This window comes from Floridaenema aerugineum BLCC-F46, assembly GCF_041929345.1.
Lineage (GTDB): Bacteria > Cyanobacteriota > Cyanobacteriia > Cyanobacteriales > Aerosakkonemataceae > Floridanema > Floridanema aerugineum.
The window spans coordinates 24,122-42,554 of record NZ_JBHFNQ010000193.1 but is presented as its reverse complement, the minus strand read 5'-3'; the positions used below and the strand labels follow the sequence as shown (position 1 = coordinate 42,554).

General features: G+C 42.1%; 2 protein-coding genes (1 of these 2 only partly in view). Both read right to left on the bottom strand.

Annotated elements, in window-relative coordinates:
- Window positions 1-4,970, bottom strand: the 5' portion of a protein-coding gene (locus ACE1CC_RS24630; RefSeq protein WP_413273079.1) for a MupA/Atu3671 family FMN-dependent luciferase-like monooxygenase. Its footprint begins 1,414 nt before the window's first position; 4,970 of the gene's 6,384 nt are visible here — the first part of the coding sequence; its start codon is at window positions 4,968-4,970; its stop codon lies off the left edge, out of view.
- Window positions 4,970-18,433 carry an SDR family NAD(P)-dependent oxidoreductase gene (locus ACE1CC_RS24625; RefSeq protein WP_413273078.1) on the bottom strand — a complete coding sequence of 4,488 codons (13,464 nt, stop codon included), beginning with the start codon at window positions 18,431-18,433 and terminating at the stop codon, window positions 4,970-4,972. Before ACE1CC_RS24625 ends, ACE1CC_RS24630 begins: the two co-directional genes overlap by 1 nt.

Sequence of the window (18,433 nt, the reverse complement as noted above, 5' to 3'; positions counted from 1 at the left end):
GCCGTTGACAGAAAATGTTTGCGCCATTCCCAAACATAAATCCCTTTTTCTACCATGTGATAGAAAAGCAGATCTAAATTTCCAGTTAAGGCAAAGCGGAAGAAAGAGCTAAAATGCTCAATTTTGATCGGAACTTCATTTTCTTGAAAATAGGTATTCAGGGTAGTGACTAATTTGGTGGTGCGATCGTTTAATTGTTGTTGAAGACTTGGGCCTTGTTCTTTGAAATGTTGGAGTACAGCCTTTGCTGCTACCATTGCCAGGGGATGCTGACAAAAAGTGCCACCGAAGAAAGTTCTTTCTGTTTGCGGATAGGAATTATCTCCATAGTTCCACATTCCTCCGTCAATACAATCTAGATACTTGGCTTTACCTGCAACCACACCTATGGGTAGACCTCCTGCAACTACTTTGCCATAAGTAGCAATGTCAGCTTGAACGCCAAATAAAGCTTGTGCTCCTCCAGGGTGCGATCGAAACCCTGTAATCATTTCATCAAATATTAATGCCGTTCCTGTTCGATCGGTAATTTGCCGTAAGGAGCGCAAAAACTCCTTGGGTTGCACCATTGGTACGCTGCTTTGCACAGGTTCCACAAGTACCGCCGCCAGTTGATGAGCGTGGCTTTGCAGATATTCTAAAGCTTGCTCACTGCCATATTCAAGTACAACGACATCTCCCGCCACACCCTCTGGTACGCCAGAAGCTAGAGGGAAAAACTCCCATTGGTTATCAATAAGTTGCCGTCTGACTAAAGTTCCATCACTATGTCCATGATAAGAACCTTCAAACAAAGCAATCTTACTGCGACCAGTAGCAGCCCGGGCGATTCTGATTGCAGCCATTACTGCTTCTGTCCCGGAGTTACAGAAACAAGCGCGTTCGGTGCCCGTAAGTTCGGTAAACAGTTGAGCCACTTCGCCAACTAGTTCGTAGCGAGGATTGAGATGAATGCCTTTTTTCAGCTGTGCTTCTAGGGCTTCCATAATGAATGGGGGTTTATGTCCGAACAGAGTTACCCCTTGCCCCATAGTCATGTCAATGTATTCGTTGCCATCAACATCCCAAATTCTAGAACCTTGAGAGCGATCGGCAACGATCGGATAAAGCATTTCCTTAATCGACAAGCGAAATCCCACAGAAGCCCTACTATCAGCCAACACCGGACGAGCACCTTCCACCAGTTTTTTTGAAGTTTTAGTGCGCTGGGTAAAACGTGCTATTAAAGCGTCTAAGTGTTGCTGCTGCTGTGGAGTCAGACCACTAGTGGGAGGTTTTTTCGGCCCCCAAGGTGTAGAAACTGGTGCTGGTGGTATTTGCTTTGTCGGGGAAGCTGTCTGACACATTGGTTGTTGAGGAGCAGGCACAGGCTGTGGAGGGGTATACTCAGATCTTCCACTCCTAGAAGTAGAACCTCCAGCGTCCTCGTTCCCAGGTTCAACCTGGGAACGAAGAATAGAGGCTCTGCCTCCTGATGCAAGATCTGAGGTATATGGGTTAGGCATCCCAGACATTCCATTCCCTACCACAACTTCTGGCGACTGTAAAGACGTTGCAGGCAACATCTCTACATTGTTTTGCAATACCTCCAACTGTCTAGACATTAATTGGTATTGATACTGGAGTTGCTGCGCCATGATACTTTGCAACGCCGTTGCTTCTACTGGCTGTGGCTGTTGTGGAAAACTTTGGCGTTGAAGTACGGGCGATTCATGAATCGCCCCTACGACTGGGGATGACAGGCAGGATGCCTGTCCTACGGGACTGGGGACTGGGGGAGGTGGAACCAGTTTTTGGGCGGAAATTTCTGTTTGTACCCTAGTTACCTTTTCTTCTTGTGCCGCAGGTAATGTTTCAGGAGATATAGCGGGGAGACGTTCGTCTAAATAAATTGCTAAAGCTTCTAGAGTGGCTAATTCTTCAAATAACTGACGAAGGGCAATTTTTAGCCCATAAGTTCTTTCAATCTTTTGTACAGCCTCAACCATGATGATGGAATCAGCACCCATTTCTAGAAAAGGAGCATGAATGTTGACATCTGTTGGGGAGACTTGCAATAAACTAGCAACTAAAGTTTGCAAAGTTCCGATAATTTCTTCCCTACGGGTAGGACAGGCATCTTGCCTGTCATCCCCAGTCACAACATCGGTTTGTGTCTTTGCAACATTACCATTTACAACCATATCTTTTCCATTTGTAGTAGTAGACTGTACGAGTTCAATCCAATAGCTTTGGCGTTGGAAGGGGTATGTAGGCAGGGACAATAAACTGCGCGAGTAGTCTTGGTCAAATCCGCGCCAGTTAATCTCAACTCCCTGCAAATATAAGGTAGATAGAACATTGAGCAATGATGACCAATCTTCTTGTTGCCCTGTCAGGGAAGAGAGCCAAATAGCATCCTTTTCTTGCTGGCATTGCCGCCCCAATCGGGATAAAGTTGGTTTGGCACCCATTTCCAAAAAGATATTTAAGCCTTCATCTAAAAGTGTGTTGACTCCCGCCATAAACAACACGGCTTCTCGAGCATGATTTCGCCAGTAGCGGGCATTGAGCATTTCTCCTGGTTGTAACATCTGCCCTGTGAGGTTGGAAATCAAACCAATTTTCAGAGGTTGGTAGGAAATTTGACTGGCTGCTTGCTCTAAAGAGTCTAGGATTGGCTCTATGAGGGGAGAATGAAAGGCATGGGAGACTTTGAGGTTACGGACTTCTATGAGTTGTGCTTGCAGGTGGGCTGTAACTTTCTGGATTATTTCCTGTTTCCCAGAAATTACGGTATTGTTGGGACTGTTAATGCCTGCGATCGCAATCTCTCCAGCATCAAAACCTTGAATTACTTCTCTGACCTGACTTTCCGGCGCAAAAACAGCTGCCATTGCGCCATTTTCAGGTAGAGACTGCATGAGTTGTCCTCTCTGGACAATCAATTTTAGTCCATCTTCCAGGCTCAAGGCTCCCGCAACCGTAGCAGCAACATATTCTCCTACACTATGACCAATTACTGCTGTGGGTTCGATTCCCCAGGAACGCCACAATTCATATAGGGCATACTCTATGGCAAATAAAGCGGGTTGGGTATATGCAGTTTCATCTAAGGTTAGAGCAGCTTCGGTTTCTTCTGTTGAAGTGGGATAAAGTATTTCAATGAGAGATTTTTTTAAATAAGGTTGCAGGATTTCGTCACAGCGATCGAATACTTTACGGAAAGTAGGCTGAGTTTGATAAAGTTGGCGACCCATACCTACATATTGTGAACCTTGACCTGCAAATAAAAAGGCGATGTTGGTTGGCTTTTGTTGGGTAGGAAGTTGTCTGGATGTCAGTCCAGATGTTTCTTTGCCACCCGCAAAATTAATGAGTTGCTCTCTTAAGTGGTTAGATGATGGAGTTACTACAGCGAGACGATGGGAAAAGTGCGATCGTCCACAGTTCGCCGTGTAGCTAATGTCTGCAATACTAACTTCAGGATGCGATCGCAGATAGCTGGCATACTTCTCGGCTAACTCTCGCAAAGCCCGATCGGTTTTTGCTGATAGAGTAAGCAGATGTGTGGAACGTTCAACTGATGAAGTGACAGACTCAAGTTTTGGGGCCTCCTCCAACACCACATAAGCATTAGTACCGCTAACGCCGAAAGAACTAACACCTGCCAAGCGAGAACCTTCTACTTTTTGCCATTCGGTTTTAGACCTTGGCACCATAATCGGCAAATTTTCCCAGTCAATATGGGGACTGGGTTGTTTATAGTGCAAATGTGGCACAATTTCTTGGTGCTGCATTTGCAACACTACCTTCATCAACCCAGCCATTCCCGCAGCTGCTTCTAAATGTCCGATGTTGGTCTTCACCGAAGCAATAGTTAGGGGTTGGTCTTTTGAGCGATGATGACCAAATACTGCGGCTAAAGCTCCCACTTCTATAGGATCGCCCAAAGCCGTACCCGTACCATGAACCTCAATATAGCTGATTTGATTCGGTTGTACGCCGCTATTTTCCAGACCCAGGCGAATCACTGTTTGTTGTGCTAGGCCATTAGGAGCAGTTAGACCACTACTGCGACCATCTTGGTTAACCGCACTACCTCGAATGGTAGCCAAAATCCGGTCTTTGTCCTTAATCGCATCTGATAGCCGCTTGAGGACAATCACCCCGCACCCCTCAGAACGTACATAGCCATCGGCGGAAGCATCAAAGGTTTTGCAACGACCATCAGGTGCAAGCATTCGGGCTTTCGATAAAATAACATTAACCTCTGGCAAAGCCTGCAAATTAACACCGCCAACCAGAGCTAAATTACACTCATGGTTGCGGAGACTAGCGATCGCTAAATGAATTGCAACCAACGAGGAAGAACAAGCCGTATCTACTGCCAAGCTAGGCCCCGTTAAACCAAGAAAATAAGACAACCTTCCAGCAGCCGCATTACTTGTATTACCCGTACCTTGGTAAGCATCTATCTCAGTTGTTTCTCGCTTCAACAACCGATGTAAATAATCATTAACAGTGATCCCAACGAACACACCCGTTTTACTACCAACCAGGGTATCGGGTTTAATCGCCGCATTTTCCAGTGCTTCCCAACTTACCTCCAATAGTAAGCGTTGTTGCGGATCGAGGGTCAGAGCTTCTCTGGGTGAAATGCCAAAAAACTGAGCATCAAACTCCTCTAATCGATCGATAAACCCGCCATAGCGAGAATACATTTTTCCCGGAGCATTGGGATCTGAATCGTAGAAAGCATCAATATCCCAGCGATTTGGAGGAACTTCGGAAATCGCATCTACGCCATTACTTAAGAGTTCCCAGAAAGCTTCTGGAGAGTTAGCACCTCCCGGAAATCTGCAACCCATACCAACGATCGCCAGCGGTTCTTTTTTGGTCTTTTCTATCGCCTCAAGCTGAGATTTCATCTCCTTGAGTTCTAGGAGTGCCTTCTTCATTAAAGTTTGACGGTCTGTGTTGGTATTCATTACTTCTTACCTTCATCAATAAGGGCTAATTCTTCTGCAAGCAGCTGTTCGATTTCACTTTCTGATAGTTCATCAAGATCGGTTAATAAATCAGAACTTGGTTGGCTAATATCTTGGTGAGCCGCTACCCTTGCTAGTTCAATAGAAAGGATGTCTTTAGCTAAATAATCAGCCAACACCTTGACATTGGGATAATCAAAACTCAAGGTAGCGGGTAAAGAACAAGCCATTGACTTTTGCAAACGGTTGCGTAATTCTACAGCCATCAACGAATCCATCCCTAACTCGAAAAACCCTTGTTCGAGTTCTGCTGATGATAGTTTCCGACCCAACACTTGACCTACTTGCTCGGTTATGTGATCGATTACTAATTGGTAACGTCGATCGATTTTAGTTGCTTCTAATTGAGCAAGAAACTCGGATTTTTGAATCGGTTTCGCTAAGTTGAAATTAGCAAAGAATGGCGATAAGTTAGTTGACTGCTTAATAAATTCTGACCAATTTATCGGTAAGACTGTCACTTGTCTAGAAGTTTGAGTCAATAATTGCTTCAGGACAGCTATTCCTTGTTGGGGATCAATCAAACTAATACCCATTGTTTGCAATCGCTCTACCTCCCGACGATCGACTTTTTCTATCATTCCTACCTCTGACCAAGCTCCCCAGTTAATACTTAACCCTGGTAAATTTAATGAGGAGCGATAATGAGCCATTGCATCCAGAAAAGCATTAGCCGCTGCATAATTTGCCGTCCCCGCAGAACCCAAGATACATGATATTGAAGAGAACAACACGAAGAAATCCAAAGCTAAGTCTTGGGTAAGGCGATGCAAATTCCAAGTTCCGCTGACCTTGGGTGCAAACACTTTAGTAAATAATTCCCATTGATGCTCTAATATCCGTCGGTTATCTATCACACCAGCCGCATGAATAATACCCTTTAGCGGTGGCATGGTGCTGTTAATTTGATTCAGTAAGGAGGCGACTTCCGCTTCTATTGATATATCTGCTTGGATCGCCATCACCTGTACTCCCAAAGCTTCGAGTTGGTTGAGGGTGGCTTTTGCTGTTTCCTTGGGTAAGCTACGTCCTACTAATACCAAGTGTTTTGCTCCCTGCTCTACTAGCCATTGTGCAACTAATAAACCAATTCCTCCCATTCCGCCTGTGATTAAGTAGGTAGCATCGGCTTTGATATTTAGAGATTGTTTGACAATTTTTTGCTGTTTTATGATTCGATTCACATACCGTTTGCCATTGCGAAAAGCTATCTCATTTTCACTATTCTTTGCTCGATCTGAACTAATTTCTGCCCCTAGACTTTGTGTGTTATCGCGATCGTATAAAGGGTCTAAATCTACTAGTCTACAGTTAAGTTCTGGATGCTCATTGTTAATTACTCTTCCTAATCCCCACAGGGTTGATTGGGCTACTCCAGTTATCTTAGATGTTTCACCTACTGGTTGCGCTCCTTTGGTTACTAGCCATAAAGAAGGCGACTGCGAATATCCTTGTTTAGCTATTGATTGAATCAGGAACAAGACTCCACCACATCCAGTTTGTGAGGCTATTTCTAATTCTTCTCCAGTTAGATCTTTGGCTTCTACTGCATTTAAACTCCATAGATAAACTATTCCTTTGATGGGGATTTGGTTTTCCTGTAGTAGGCGCTCAAAATCTTGGTAATTACCTGGGTTAATAATGAATTCTTGTGCTGATATCTGTTGATATTCTTTCCCTGGTAAAACTAGGATGCAAGTTTTGAAAACTGAACTCCATAACTTACTTAATTCCTGACCAATGCCTTGATTATCTGCAAATATTAGCCAATTCTCCGGTGAAGTTTGGCTTTCTTTCGGCGCGATTTCTTCGATTCTTTCTTGCTGTTGCCATACTAATTCGAGCATCCATTCTAGATTTTCTTTTGCTCCTAGATGTTGCTGGTGCTCCTTGACTAAAGCCGCCAATATTTCCGGTAATAATTTCTTTTGTTCCTCTGAGAAGTTCCCGGCTTTTTGCAATAGCTCCATTAATTCTTCTGTATTTCCTCGATCTAAAAAGTTGGTAATTGGAGTTTGGCTATTTTCTGGTGAGCCAAATTCTGCTGGTTGCTCGAGTTCCGTACTTTCAACCCAATAACGTTCTCTTTGAAAGGGATAGTTAGGTAAGATAACTTTGTTTCCGGGGTAGTCTCGGTGAAATCCTGACCAATCTATTGTGATTCCTGCTTCATATAATGAGGCTAAACTTGTTAGTAGCTGTTGCCATTCGGGAGTGGAAGATCGCACTGAAGCCAACCACAAGCCCGTATTTTCTGGCAAACATTCCCGCCCCATTCCTAATAATATTGGTTTCGGCCCGATTTCGACAAATATTTCATATTCCAACTCATCCAATGTTTCCATACTCTTGGCAAACTGCACTGGTTGAATAATATGATTTACCCAATATTGTGCTGTGGCGATGTTTTCATCAGCTAGTTTTCCTGTGACGTTGGAAATTATCGGAATCAGGGGTTGATTGTAGGTGATGCTGTTAGCTATTTGCTCAAATTCTTTGAGCATTGGTGTCATTAATGGGGAATGGAAGGCGTGAGAAACTTGTAGTTGTTTGGTTTTGATTCCTGATGATGAAAGTTGCTCAACTATGGCTTCGATCTCTTTGCTGGCTCCTGATATGACTGTGCTTTGCGGGCTGTTGATAGCAGCGATCGCTACTTTATCACCATAATCTGCAATTATTGATTTGACTTTTTCAACTGATGCCATCACTGAAACCATTTCGCCACCTGATGGCAATTGTTGCATTAATTTTCCGCGATGGGCAATCAGTTTTAGTGCTTCTTCTAAGCTAAATACTCCGGCTACACAAGCTGCTACATATTCACCAACGCTATGTCCCATGACTATATTTGGTGTGATACCCCAAGATTTCCAGAGTTGATACAGGGCATATTCGATCGCAAATAAAGCAGGTTGAGTATAGCAGGTTTGATTTAACCTTTCCGCTTCAGTTTCCGGGGCATAAATTATGTCTAATAATGACCTTTCCAGATAGGTCAGCAGAATTTCATTGCATTGTTCTAAGGTTTGGCGAAATAGTGGTTGGGTGTCGTAGAGTTGACGACCCATATTGATGTATTGCGAACCTTGTCCGGTAAATAAAAAGGCTATTTTCGATGGTTTTTTCGGCAGTTTATCTCCAGGTTTTAAATCTCTTAATTGCTCGATTAATTGTTCTTTGGATTGAAGCACTAAAGCTAGACGATATGGAAAATGTTCCCTACCTGTGTTGACTGTGTAGCATATATCTGCTAACAGCAAATCTGAGTTAGTTTGAATGTAATTTTGATAGCGAGAAACTAACTCCTCTAAAGCTGATGCTGTCTTTGCCGATAGGGTAAAAAGATGTAAGGAACGTTCAACTGATGGGGTGACAGGTTCAAGTTTTGGGGCTGACTCCAACACCACATGAGCATTAGTACCGCTAATACCAAAAGAACTAACTCCTGCTAATCGGGAATTTTCTGTAGTAGCCCAAGACATTTTATTTTGAGGCACCATCAAGGGCAAATTTTCCCAATCAATATGCGGACTGGGTTTTTGAAGGTGCAAATGTGGCGCGATTTCTTGGTGCTGCAATTGCAGGACTACCTTCATCAACCCAGCTATTCCCGCAGCCGCTTCTAAGTGTCCAATGTTGGTCTTCACCGAAGCAATAGTCAAGGGTTGATCCTGAGAGCGATAATTACCAAATACCTGAGCCAGTGCTCCTACTTCTATTGGATCTCCCAAAGAAGTACCTGTACCATGAGCCTCAATATAGCTGATTTGATTTGGTTGTACGCCTCCATTGGACAAGGCTTGGCGAATCACGGTTTGTTGTGATGGCCCATTAGGAGCAGTCAGACCACTACTGCGACCATCTTGGTTAACCGCACTGCCTCGAATCAAACCTAAAATCTGGTCTTTGTCTTGAATCGCATCTGATAGCCGCTTTAGGACAATCACCCCGCACCCCTCAGCACGTACATAGCCATCGGCGGAAGCATCAAAGGTTTTGCAATGACCGTCAGGTGCAAGCATTCGGGCTTTTGATAAATTAATCGTAACTTCTGGTGCAACTAGGAGATTAACACCACCAACCAGAGCTAAATTACATTCATGGTTGCGTAAACTGGCTAGAGCTAAATGAACTGCAACCAACGAAGAAGAACAAGCTGTATCCACTGCCAAGCTAGGCCCCGTTAAACCGAGAATATAAGACAACCGTCCGGCGGCGACACTATGATTATTACCTGTACCTTGATAAGCATCTATTTCTGTTGTTCTTCTGGTAGACAACCGTTGCAAATATTCATTACTAGAAATGCCGATGAACACACCTGTTTGACTACCAACTAGGGTATTGGGTTCGATCGCAGCATTTTCCAGAGCCTCCCAACTTACTTCCAATAGTAAACGTTGTTGCGGATCGAGCGAGAGAGCTTCTCTGGGCGAAATGCCAAAAAACTGTGCATCAAATTCCTCTAATTGATTGACAAACCCGCCATAGCGAGCATACATTTTTCCCGGAGCATCTGGATCTGGGTCATAGTAAGCGTTGATATCCCAGCGATTTGGAGGAACTTCGGAAATCGCATCTACGCCATTGCATAATAGTTCCCAGAAAGCTTCTGGAGAGTTAGCACCTCCCGGAAATCGGCAAGCCATACCGACAATAGCCAGCGGTTCTTTTTGGCTCTTTTCTATCGCATTAAACCCTGTTTTTATCCCGTTGAGTTCCCTGTTTTCATCAAGGGCGGTTTCAATGGAAAGGACATCTTTGGCGATATAATCAGCTAACAGTTTGACGCATGGATAATCAAAACTCAAAGTAGCGGGTAAAGAACAAGCAAAAGACTTTTGCAAACGGTTGCGTAATTCTACAGCCGTCAATGAATCCATCCCTAAGTCAAAAAATCCTTGTTCGAGTTCTGGTGTTGATAGTTTTCGACCCAATACTTGACTTACTTGCTCGGTTACGCGATCGATTACTAATTGGTAGCGATCGCCAATTTTAGTTGCTTCTAATTGGGCGCTAAACTCAGATTGTGGCACATTTTTCGCATAATTATCTATAAAATTAGCGAAAAATGGCGATACATTAGTTGAGCGGCTAATATATTTTGACCAATCCATAGCTAAGACTGTCACTTGAGCAGAAGATTGGTTTAATAATTGTTGGAGTACTGCCAATGCTTGTTTGGGAGCTATTGGATTAATACCCATTGTTTGCATTCGCTCTACTTCTCGACTATTCAATTGTGCTACCATCCCTACTTGTGACCAAGGGCCCCAGTTAATACTCAACCCTGGTAAATTTAATGACCTGCGATAATGAGCCAGAGTATCGAGAAAAGCATTAGCCGCTGCATAATTTGCTGTACCCGCATAACCAAGTATGGATGCAACCGAAGAAAACAACACAAAGAAGTCCAAAGCTAAGTCTTGGGTAAGGCGATGCAAATTCCAAGCGCCGCTGACCTTGGGTGCAAATACTTTAGCAAATAGTTGCCATTGGTGTTCTAATAGCAGTCGATCGTCAATTAAACCAGCCGCATGAATAATACCTTTGAGCGGTGGCATGGTGGTGTTAATTTGATTGAGTAAAGAGGCAACATCCGCTTCTACTGATATATCAGCTGCGATCGTTACCACCTGTGCTCCCATCTCTTCGAGTCGGTTGATGGTGGCTTTTGCTGTTTCCTTGGGACGGCTACGCCCTACTAATACTAGGTTTTTTGCTCCCTGCTCTACCAGCCATTGCGCTACGAATAATCCTACTCCTCCCAATCCGCCTGTAATCAGGTACGTGCGATCGGCTTTTACAGGTAGCGATCGTTTGACAATTTTCTGCTGTTGTGCTATTCGGTTTACATACCGTTTTCCACTGCGAAAAGCGATCTGATTTTCACTACTGGTTGACTGCTGGGAATAAATTTCTCCAAAGAGGTTCTGTACATTGCGATCGTCTTCTGGGTCTAAATCTATCAATTTACAGTTCAGTTCTGGATGCTCGTTGCTAATGACTCTTCCTAATCCCCATAAGGTTGATTGAGCTACTCCAGCTAGTTGAGTTCCTACATTTACTGGTTGCGCTCCTTTGGTTACTAGCCATAAAGAAGGCGGTTGCGAATAACCTTGTTTAGCTATTGATTGAATCAGGGATAAGACTCCACCGCATCCAATTTGTGAGGCTATTTCTAATTCTGCTCCGGTTAGGTCTTTGGCTTCAACTGCATTTAAACTCCAGAGATAAACTATTCCTTTAATGGGAATTTGGTTTTCCTGTAGTAGCCGTTTATAGTCTTGGGAATTACTTGGATTGATGGTGAATTCTTGTTTTGATATTTGTTTATATTCTGTTCCTGGGAAAACTAGAATACAGGTTTTGGCTGCCGAATGAGATAATTTACTTAATTCTTGACTAATTCCTTGATTATCAGCAAAAATTAGCCAGTTTTCTGGTTCGGTTTTGGTTTGTTTGCGCGAGTTTTGTTCTGTTCTTTCTTGCTCTTGCCATACTAATTCGTAGCACCATTTTTGATTTTCTAGTAAACCAAATTCATCTAGTTGATAGGGAGTTGCTGTACTTTCAATCCAATAACGTTCTCTTTGAAAGGGATAGTTGGGTAAAGTAACTTTCTTTCCGGGGTTGTCTCGGTGAAATCCTGCCCAATCTATTGTGGCTCCTGCTTCATATAATGAGGCTAAACTTGTTAGTAGCTGTTGCCATTCTGGAGTAGAAGATCGTACTGAAGCCAACCATAGTCCTGTGTTTTCTGGCAAACACTCTCGCCCCATTCCTAATAATATTGGTTTGGGTCCAATTTCGACAAATATTTCATATTCCAATTCCTGTAATGTGGCGATACTCTTGGCAAACTGCACTGGTTGAATAATATGATTTACCCAATATTGTGCTGTGGCGATGTTTTCTTCTGCTAGATTTCCGGTGACATTGGAAATTATCGGAATCTGGGGTTGATTGTAGGTGATGCTGTTGGCAAGAAGCTCAAATTCTGCCAACATTGGTTTCATTAATGGGGAATGGAAGGCGTGAGAAACTTGTAGTTGTTTGGTTTTGATTCCTTCTTTTGTCAGTTTCTCAACAATAGCTTTGATGTCTTTGCTGTTTCCTGAAATGACGATGCTGTGTGGGCTGTTGATGGCAGCAATGGCTACTGTATTACTATAATCAGCGATGATTGATTTAACTTTTTCGATCGTTGCCATCACGGAAACCATTTCGCCCCCAGAGGGCAATTGTTGCATTAATTTTCCGCGATGGGCAATCAGTTTTAGTGCTTCTTCTAAGCTAAATACTCCGGCGACACAAGCTGCTACATATTCACCAACGCTATGTCCCATGACTATATTTGGTGTGATTCCCCAAGATTTCCACAGTTGATATAGGGCGTATTCGATCGCAAATAATGCAGGTTGAGTATAGCAGGTTTGATTTAATATTTCTGCTTCAGTTTCCGGGGCATAAATTATGTCTAATAATGACTTTTCTAGATCGGTAAGCAGAATTTCATTGCACTGTTCTAAGGTTTGACGGAATAGTGGTTGGGTGTCGTAAAGTTGACGACCCATGTTGATGTATTGCGAACCTTGTCCGGTGAATAAAAAGGCTATTTTCGATGGTTTTTTATTGGGTTGATTTCGAGTTGTTAAATTAGTTAGTTGCTCGATTAATTGTTCTTTAGTTTCAGCTACCAACGCTAGACGATGATGAAAATGTTCCCTGCCTGTATTTGCTGTGTAGCAAATATCTGCTAAAGAAACTTCAGGATTTGATGTTAAATATTCTCGATAACGTTGTTGTAATTCTGTTAATGCTTGGTCATTCTTTGCTGAGAGGGTGAGTAAGTGATAAGGACGCTCCTCTGCTCCTCTGCTCCCCTGCTCCTCTACTGGTGCTTCTTCTAAAATTACGTGAGCATTTGTGCCACCAATTCCTAAAGAGTTTACCCCTGCACGACGAGGATAACCGGAAGTTTGCCAATCCTGCAATTTAGTGTTGACGTAAAAGGGAGTATTGGGTAAATCTAGTTGCGGATTTGGTTGTTCAAAATGTAGGCTGGGGGGAATTTGTTTGTGGTAGAGTGAGAGAACTGTTTTGATAAATCCTGCGATTCCAGAGGCGATTTGCAAATGACCGATGTTGGTTTTTACTGAACCAATACCACAGAAGTTTTTTGCTTGGGTGCTGGCGCGAAATGCTTGAGTTAATCCTGTAATTTCAATGGGATCTCCCAGTGGGGTTCCGGTTCCGTGTGCTTCGACGTATCCGATGGTTTCGGGGTCAATTTGGGCCATTGAAATTGCTTGTGCCACCACAGATGTTTGCCCATCGCCATTGGGAGCCATGTAACCAACTTTTGATGCCCCATCGTTATTAATAGCTGAGCCTTTGATAACTGCATAGATGTGATCTCCATCTGCTAGTGCATCTTCTAATCGTTTCAATAGCACCATTCCGGCACCACTACCAAAGATAGTTCCCTGAGCACGGGCATCGAACGCCCGACAATGCCCGTCTGGAGTAACTATCATCCCCTCTTGATACAAATGTCCAACTTTTTGGGGTACATGAATTGAAACTCCACCTGCTAAAGCCATGTCACTTTCGCCACTCAGTAAGCTGGCACAAGCGATATGTACTGTTACTAAAGATGTTGAGCAAGCGGTTTGCACATTGACGCTAGGGCCTGTCAGGTTGAGTTTGTAAGAAATTCTGGTGGTGAGATAATCTTTATCATTGGCTACCATCATTTGCAATCCGCCCATTGAGTCCACTGTAGCGACTTGCAAGTTATCATTGATATCTAGCTGATGGCGGTTGGGATAAATATTATTTAATAAGTAGGTGTTCATGACGGCACCTGCATAAATGCCGATCGCACCATCATAATTAAAAGGATTATACCCAGCATCTTCTAAACTTTCCCAGGCACATTCGAGCAAAAGCCGTTGTTGCGGGTCAATTAATTCGGCTTCTCTGCTACTATACCCAAAAAAGTCTGCATCAAAGGTTTCTATGTCTGATAATATTGGTTTGGCTTTGACGTAGTTAGGATTTTTCACTAGTTTTGGATCTATCCCAGCGGCAATCACTTCTTCATCGCTGAAAAAGGAAATCGATTCTACGCTATTTGATAAGTTTTGCCAAAATTCATTAATGTTGTTAGCACCGGGAAAACGACAGGACATTCCAATTACGGCAATATCTGATTTACCTGCACTGTGTCGAGAACTGCGAACTTGAGCTCGTTTTTGACCTTGTTTTACTGAAGGTGATTCGGTTTGTCCTTGATTTAAGTATTTGGCTAAACTACTAATACTGGGATATTTAAACATATCCACAATTGATACTGGAATCTGAAAATTTTCCTGTAATTTACTTTGAACTTGTACCAAAAGTAAGGAATGTCCGCCTAGTTCAAAGAAGTTGTCATGAATACTGATTTCTGGTAAGTTTAAAATTTTTTGCCAAATTTTTGCTATTTGACTTTCAATTTCGTTTAGCGGTTGTCCTGGCTGGGTTTTTGCTTGGCTTAATTCGCCTTTTATCAGTTTTTCTCGGTCAATTATGCCGTTTTTAGTTAAGGGCATTTCTGGTAATTGTACCAGGTTGCAAGTTGTGGTTGTACCAAAGCGGTCTTTTATTACCCAATTAGATGTAATCTCTAGGGAAATGTTGTTTTTAGCAGTAAAATAACCTGTTATTTTCTCTAATGGGTAAGTGGATTCTACGTATTTACGAATATGTCGGTTGTTCGCGTCTAATCCTACGAAGAAATGCGTTTGATTATGGCGCAATCCTATTAGTAAGGAATACAATCCTTGTTGGGGAGTTATAGGGCAGTAACCTTTGGTTTGAGCTAACTTTCCTCTTTGAGAGTCTTGGTTAATTCCAATGCCATCCCAAAGACTCCAACTAAAACAATAGCTTTTTAAGCCTAGCTTTGTTCGTTGATAATGGGTAAAACTTTCTAAAAATTGATTGGCTGCGACAAATGCGCCGACTGTTGCACCGCCTAAGAAGCTGCTTACTGAAGAGAAGTTAATGAAAATTGCTTCGGGGTTTTCTTTGAGTAGTTGATTAAGTACCCAAGTTCCGTTTACTTTGGCTTTTAAGGCTGTTGACCAGGTTTGGGGGTTTTCTTCTGTGAGCGATCGCTCTTGATAACTCCCTGCTAAATGCAGTATACCATCGAGTTGACAATTCCACCGAGTTTTAGCTTGATCAATTATTTGTTGTAATCTCGGTAAATCACAAACATCGACTGTTTCGTAAGTGATTTCTCCTCCCAATTTCTCTAATTCTTGATAAGCGGCATTTTTTGGCGATGTTGCATTTGTAATGGGAGTTCTACCAATTAATAAAAGCTTGGTTTGATGAGTTTTAAGTAAATACTTAGCTATTTCTACTCCAACGCCGCCTAAGCCGCCGCTAATTAAATACATTCCTCCCGATTTAAAAGCAATTTTTTGGTGATTTTCGGGAGAAAATTCGACTTTTTCCAGTCGGGGAATCAATCTTTGTCCCTGGCGGTAAGCTACTTCGGTTTCTTTTGAGACAACCTGCATCTCTTGGATGAGGCGATCGATATTTCCTTCATCCTGTATACTAAAATCAACATGACGAGTCTGTAAATTGGGGATTTCTTGTTCAATTACTTTCAATAAGGCAACTATTGGTGATTTTTGATAGGCAACTTGGTCATTTACTGAGGTAAATTGGCTATAACTTGATGCTACTAATAACTGAATGTTTTGTTCGGTTTTTTGAGTTTTCGCTAAGGCTTTAGTCAAATAAAGTAAACTATACACCCCAGCGATTTGAGATTGTTCTAAGGATTCTAGGCTGGTAATTTCTTCAGGACGATTGTCGTAAGTCCACAAATGCAAAATTCGATTGATTTGCCAGTTTTGGTCAGTTAAAGTCGATAGTAATTGCTGATAATGTTCTGGGTTTTTTGGATTAATTTGATAGTGCTTTGAATCGATTTGTTTAAAGTCTGTTCCTGGTTTAATTCCTATATAAGAGTGACTTTGTTTTGCCAACTTTACAATCAAAGATTCTCCTAATCCCAAGTCATCTAAGAATATTAAAATATTGCTGGGATTGATTGCATTTATAAGATTTGTTGACTGTTTTGGTCGCCAAGTTCGACGATAAAACCAATCAGGTAGTAAATTGGTATTTTCTAAATTAATCCCTAGTTGTTGAATTATACTATCAAATTCCCCGGCGGCAAAGCGTTTGGTTAATTGCGATCGCTGAATCTTGCCAATATCTGTTTTGGGAATTGCTTCTTTGGTTACAGGAATAATATAATTCGGATTCACGCCAACATTTTTAACAACTGCGCCCCGAATTTTTTTTATTAGGTCTTTTAGTTTAGCTTGGTCAGAGATAGAGGAATTAAAAAATATGGCTAATCGATCGGCGTTATTTCCCGCAATTTGCACGGCACAAGCGGCTGTATAGGAAGTTTCTACTCCCTCAACTTCTTCAACAACTGATTCTATTTCATGACTATAATAATTGATTCCATTAATAATAATATCGTCTTTATCTCTGCCTGTTAAGATAATTTTCCCTGATTTTATATAGCCCAGATCTCCGGTATTAAACCACCCATCGTCGGTAAATGCTTCTTGATTACGCTGGGGATTTTCATAATATCCAGAAGTTACGGAAAGTCCTTTGACTTGGAATTTTCCAATTACTCCTTCTGGGACTATTTGATTATTTTCATCTGCAATTCTAATTGATGCTCCGGGAATTGGTAAACCCAGTTCTACAAATGACATTTCATCTGATGAATTTTCTAGAGTAAATCCTTCAGACCAAGTTATTCCTGAACAAGTTTCTGACATTCCAAATGCTGGACGAATGGCATTATATGGTAGACCATAAGGCAGGAATAGTTTAAGAAAATTGCGTGCTGTTTTGGGGACTATTTGCTCTCCGGCGTTGACTAGAAATCTCATGGAGGATAAGTCCCAAGATTTCTGATTTATCTGTGTGGCTCGGTCGTTGAGTAAGGAGAAGGCAAAGTTTGGTGCCCAGGAAATTGAGGCTTTGTGCTGTTGAATTAATTCTAACCAGCGCAGGGGATTTTGCAGGATATATTCTGTTGGTGCATGGATTTGTTTACATCCTAAGTCTACTGCCATTAGTCCTAAAAATACGATCGCGCCAACGTGCTCTAATGGCATCCAGTTCAACACTGTATCTTGATGGTCAAATTTGTTCATTTGGGCGGTGCCAGCGGTCATGCTTAACAGACTGCGATGATTTTGCATGACGGCTTTTGGCGTGCCTGTGCTTCCTGATGTTAGTAATAGTAGTGCTAGGTCTTCTGGCTGGCTCTGATAAATATTACTATCTGGTTCGTTTTGGCGTAAGTTATCTACTGTCTCAATTTGAAATTTTTCTTCTATATTTAATAGTGCTGGCAAGGCGCTAATGTTTTGGGCTAATCTGGCGCTTGTTAGAATTAGGGGTTGCTTTAACATCTGCCACCCATTGTGCAGTTTAGCGACAGCGCTGTTAATTTGTTCGTAGGTGGGAGAAATAGAAATTGGTACTGGTATAAATCCGCCTAGTATACAGCCCCAAAAGGCAGGAATAAAGTCTTGACTTCCATCAATTTGAAATATTATTTTATCTTGTGGTTTAACTCCTAATTTTCTTAATCCTGCTAATATCTTTTGTGCGTCTAATAGTAATTCTTTATAAGTTTGAATAGTCTCTGAACCATTGGAATTAATATAAATTAGCTGTTTTTCGGGCCATTGAGCGGCGGTTTTTTCTAAAGCTTGTGATAGTGTTGTTGAGGCGTTCTTTTCTCGCTTGAGTTCTCCTCCATGACTGATTGATGGTTGGCTATTGCTAGATTTAGTTGTCTGGTCAATTCGGGTTGGGGTTTGTTGAGTTGTAACATTTTTCCAGGTAGGAAGTATGTCTGATAGTCGCAGTGTTTCTTGGGTTTTGATTTGGGCTTGTCTTACTACTGCTACTTGCTCAACTTCTGGTATGGTCTGGATTTTTTCTTTCCATCTTTCTTCTAATTCATTGTCTGTTATTTCTAGCTGATTCAGGATGTTTCGATCTATCTGTCCTGATGGGGTTAATGGTATGGATGAGATGGGGACGATCGCTTTTGGTATCTCTTCTTTTGCCAATTTTGCTTCTATATGCGATAACAATAGTTCCCTGGTAAATCTGACTGTTGGAACTACATAAGCTACTAATTCAGCTGGGCTGTTTTCTGTTTTTCGCTCTAGCACTACACAATCTTCTACTATCTCACTCGATTGAATTGCTAGGGCTACTTCTTGATTTTTCATTTTTCCCTGACTTCCATTAGCAAAACACTGACTATAATTATCTAACTGCAT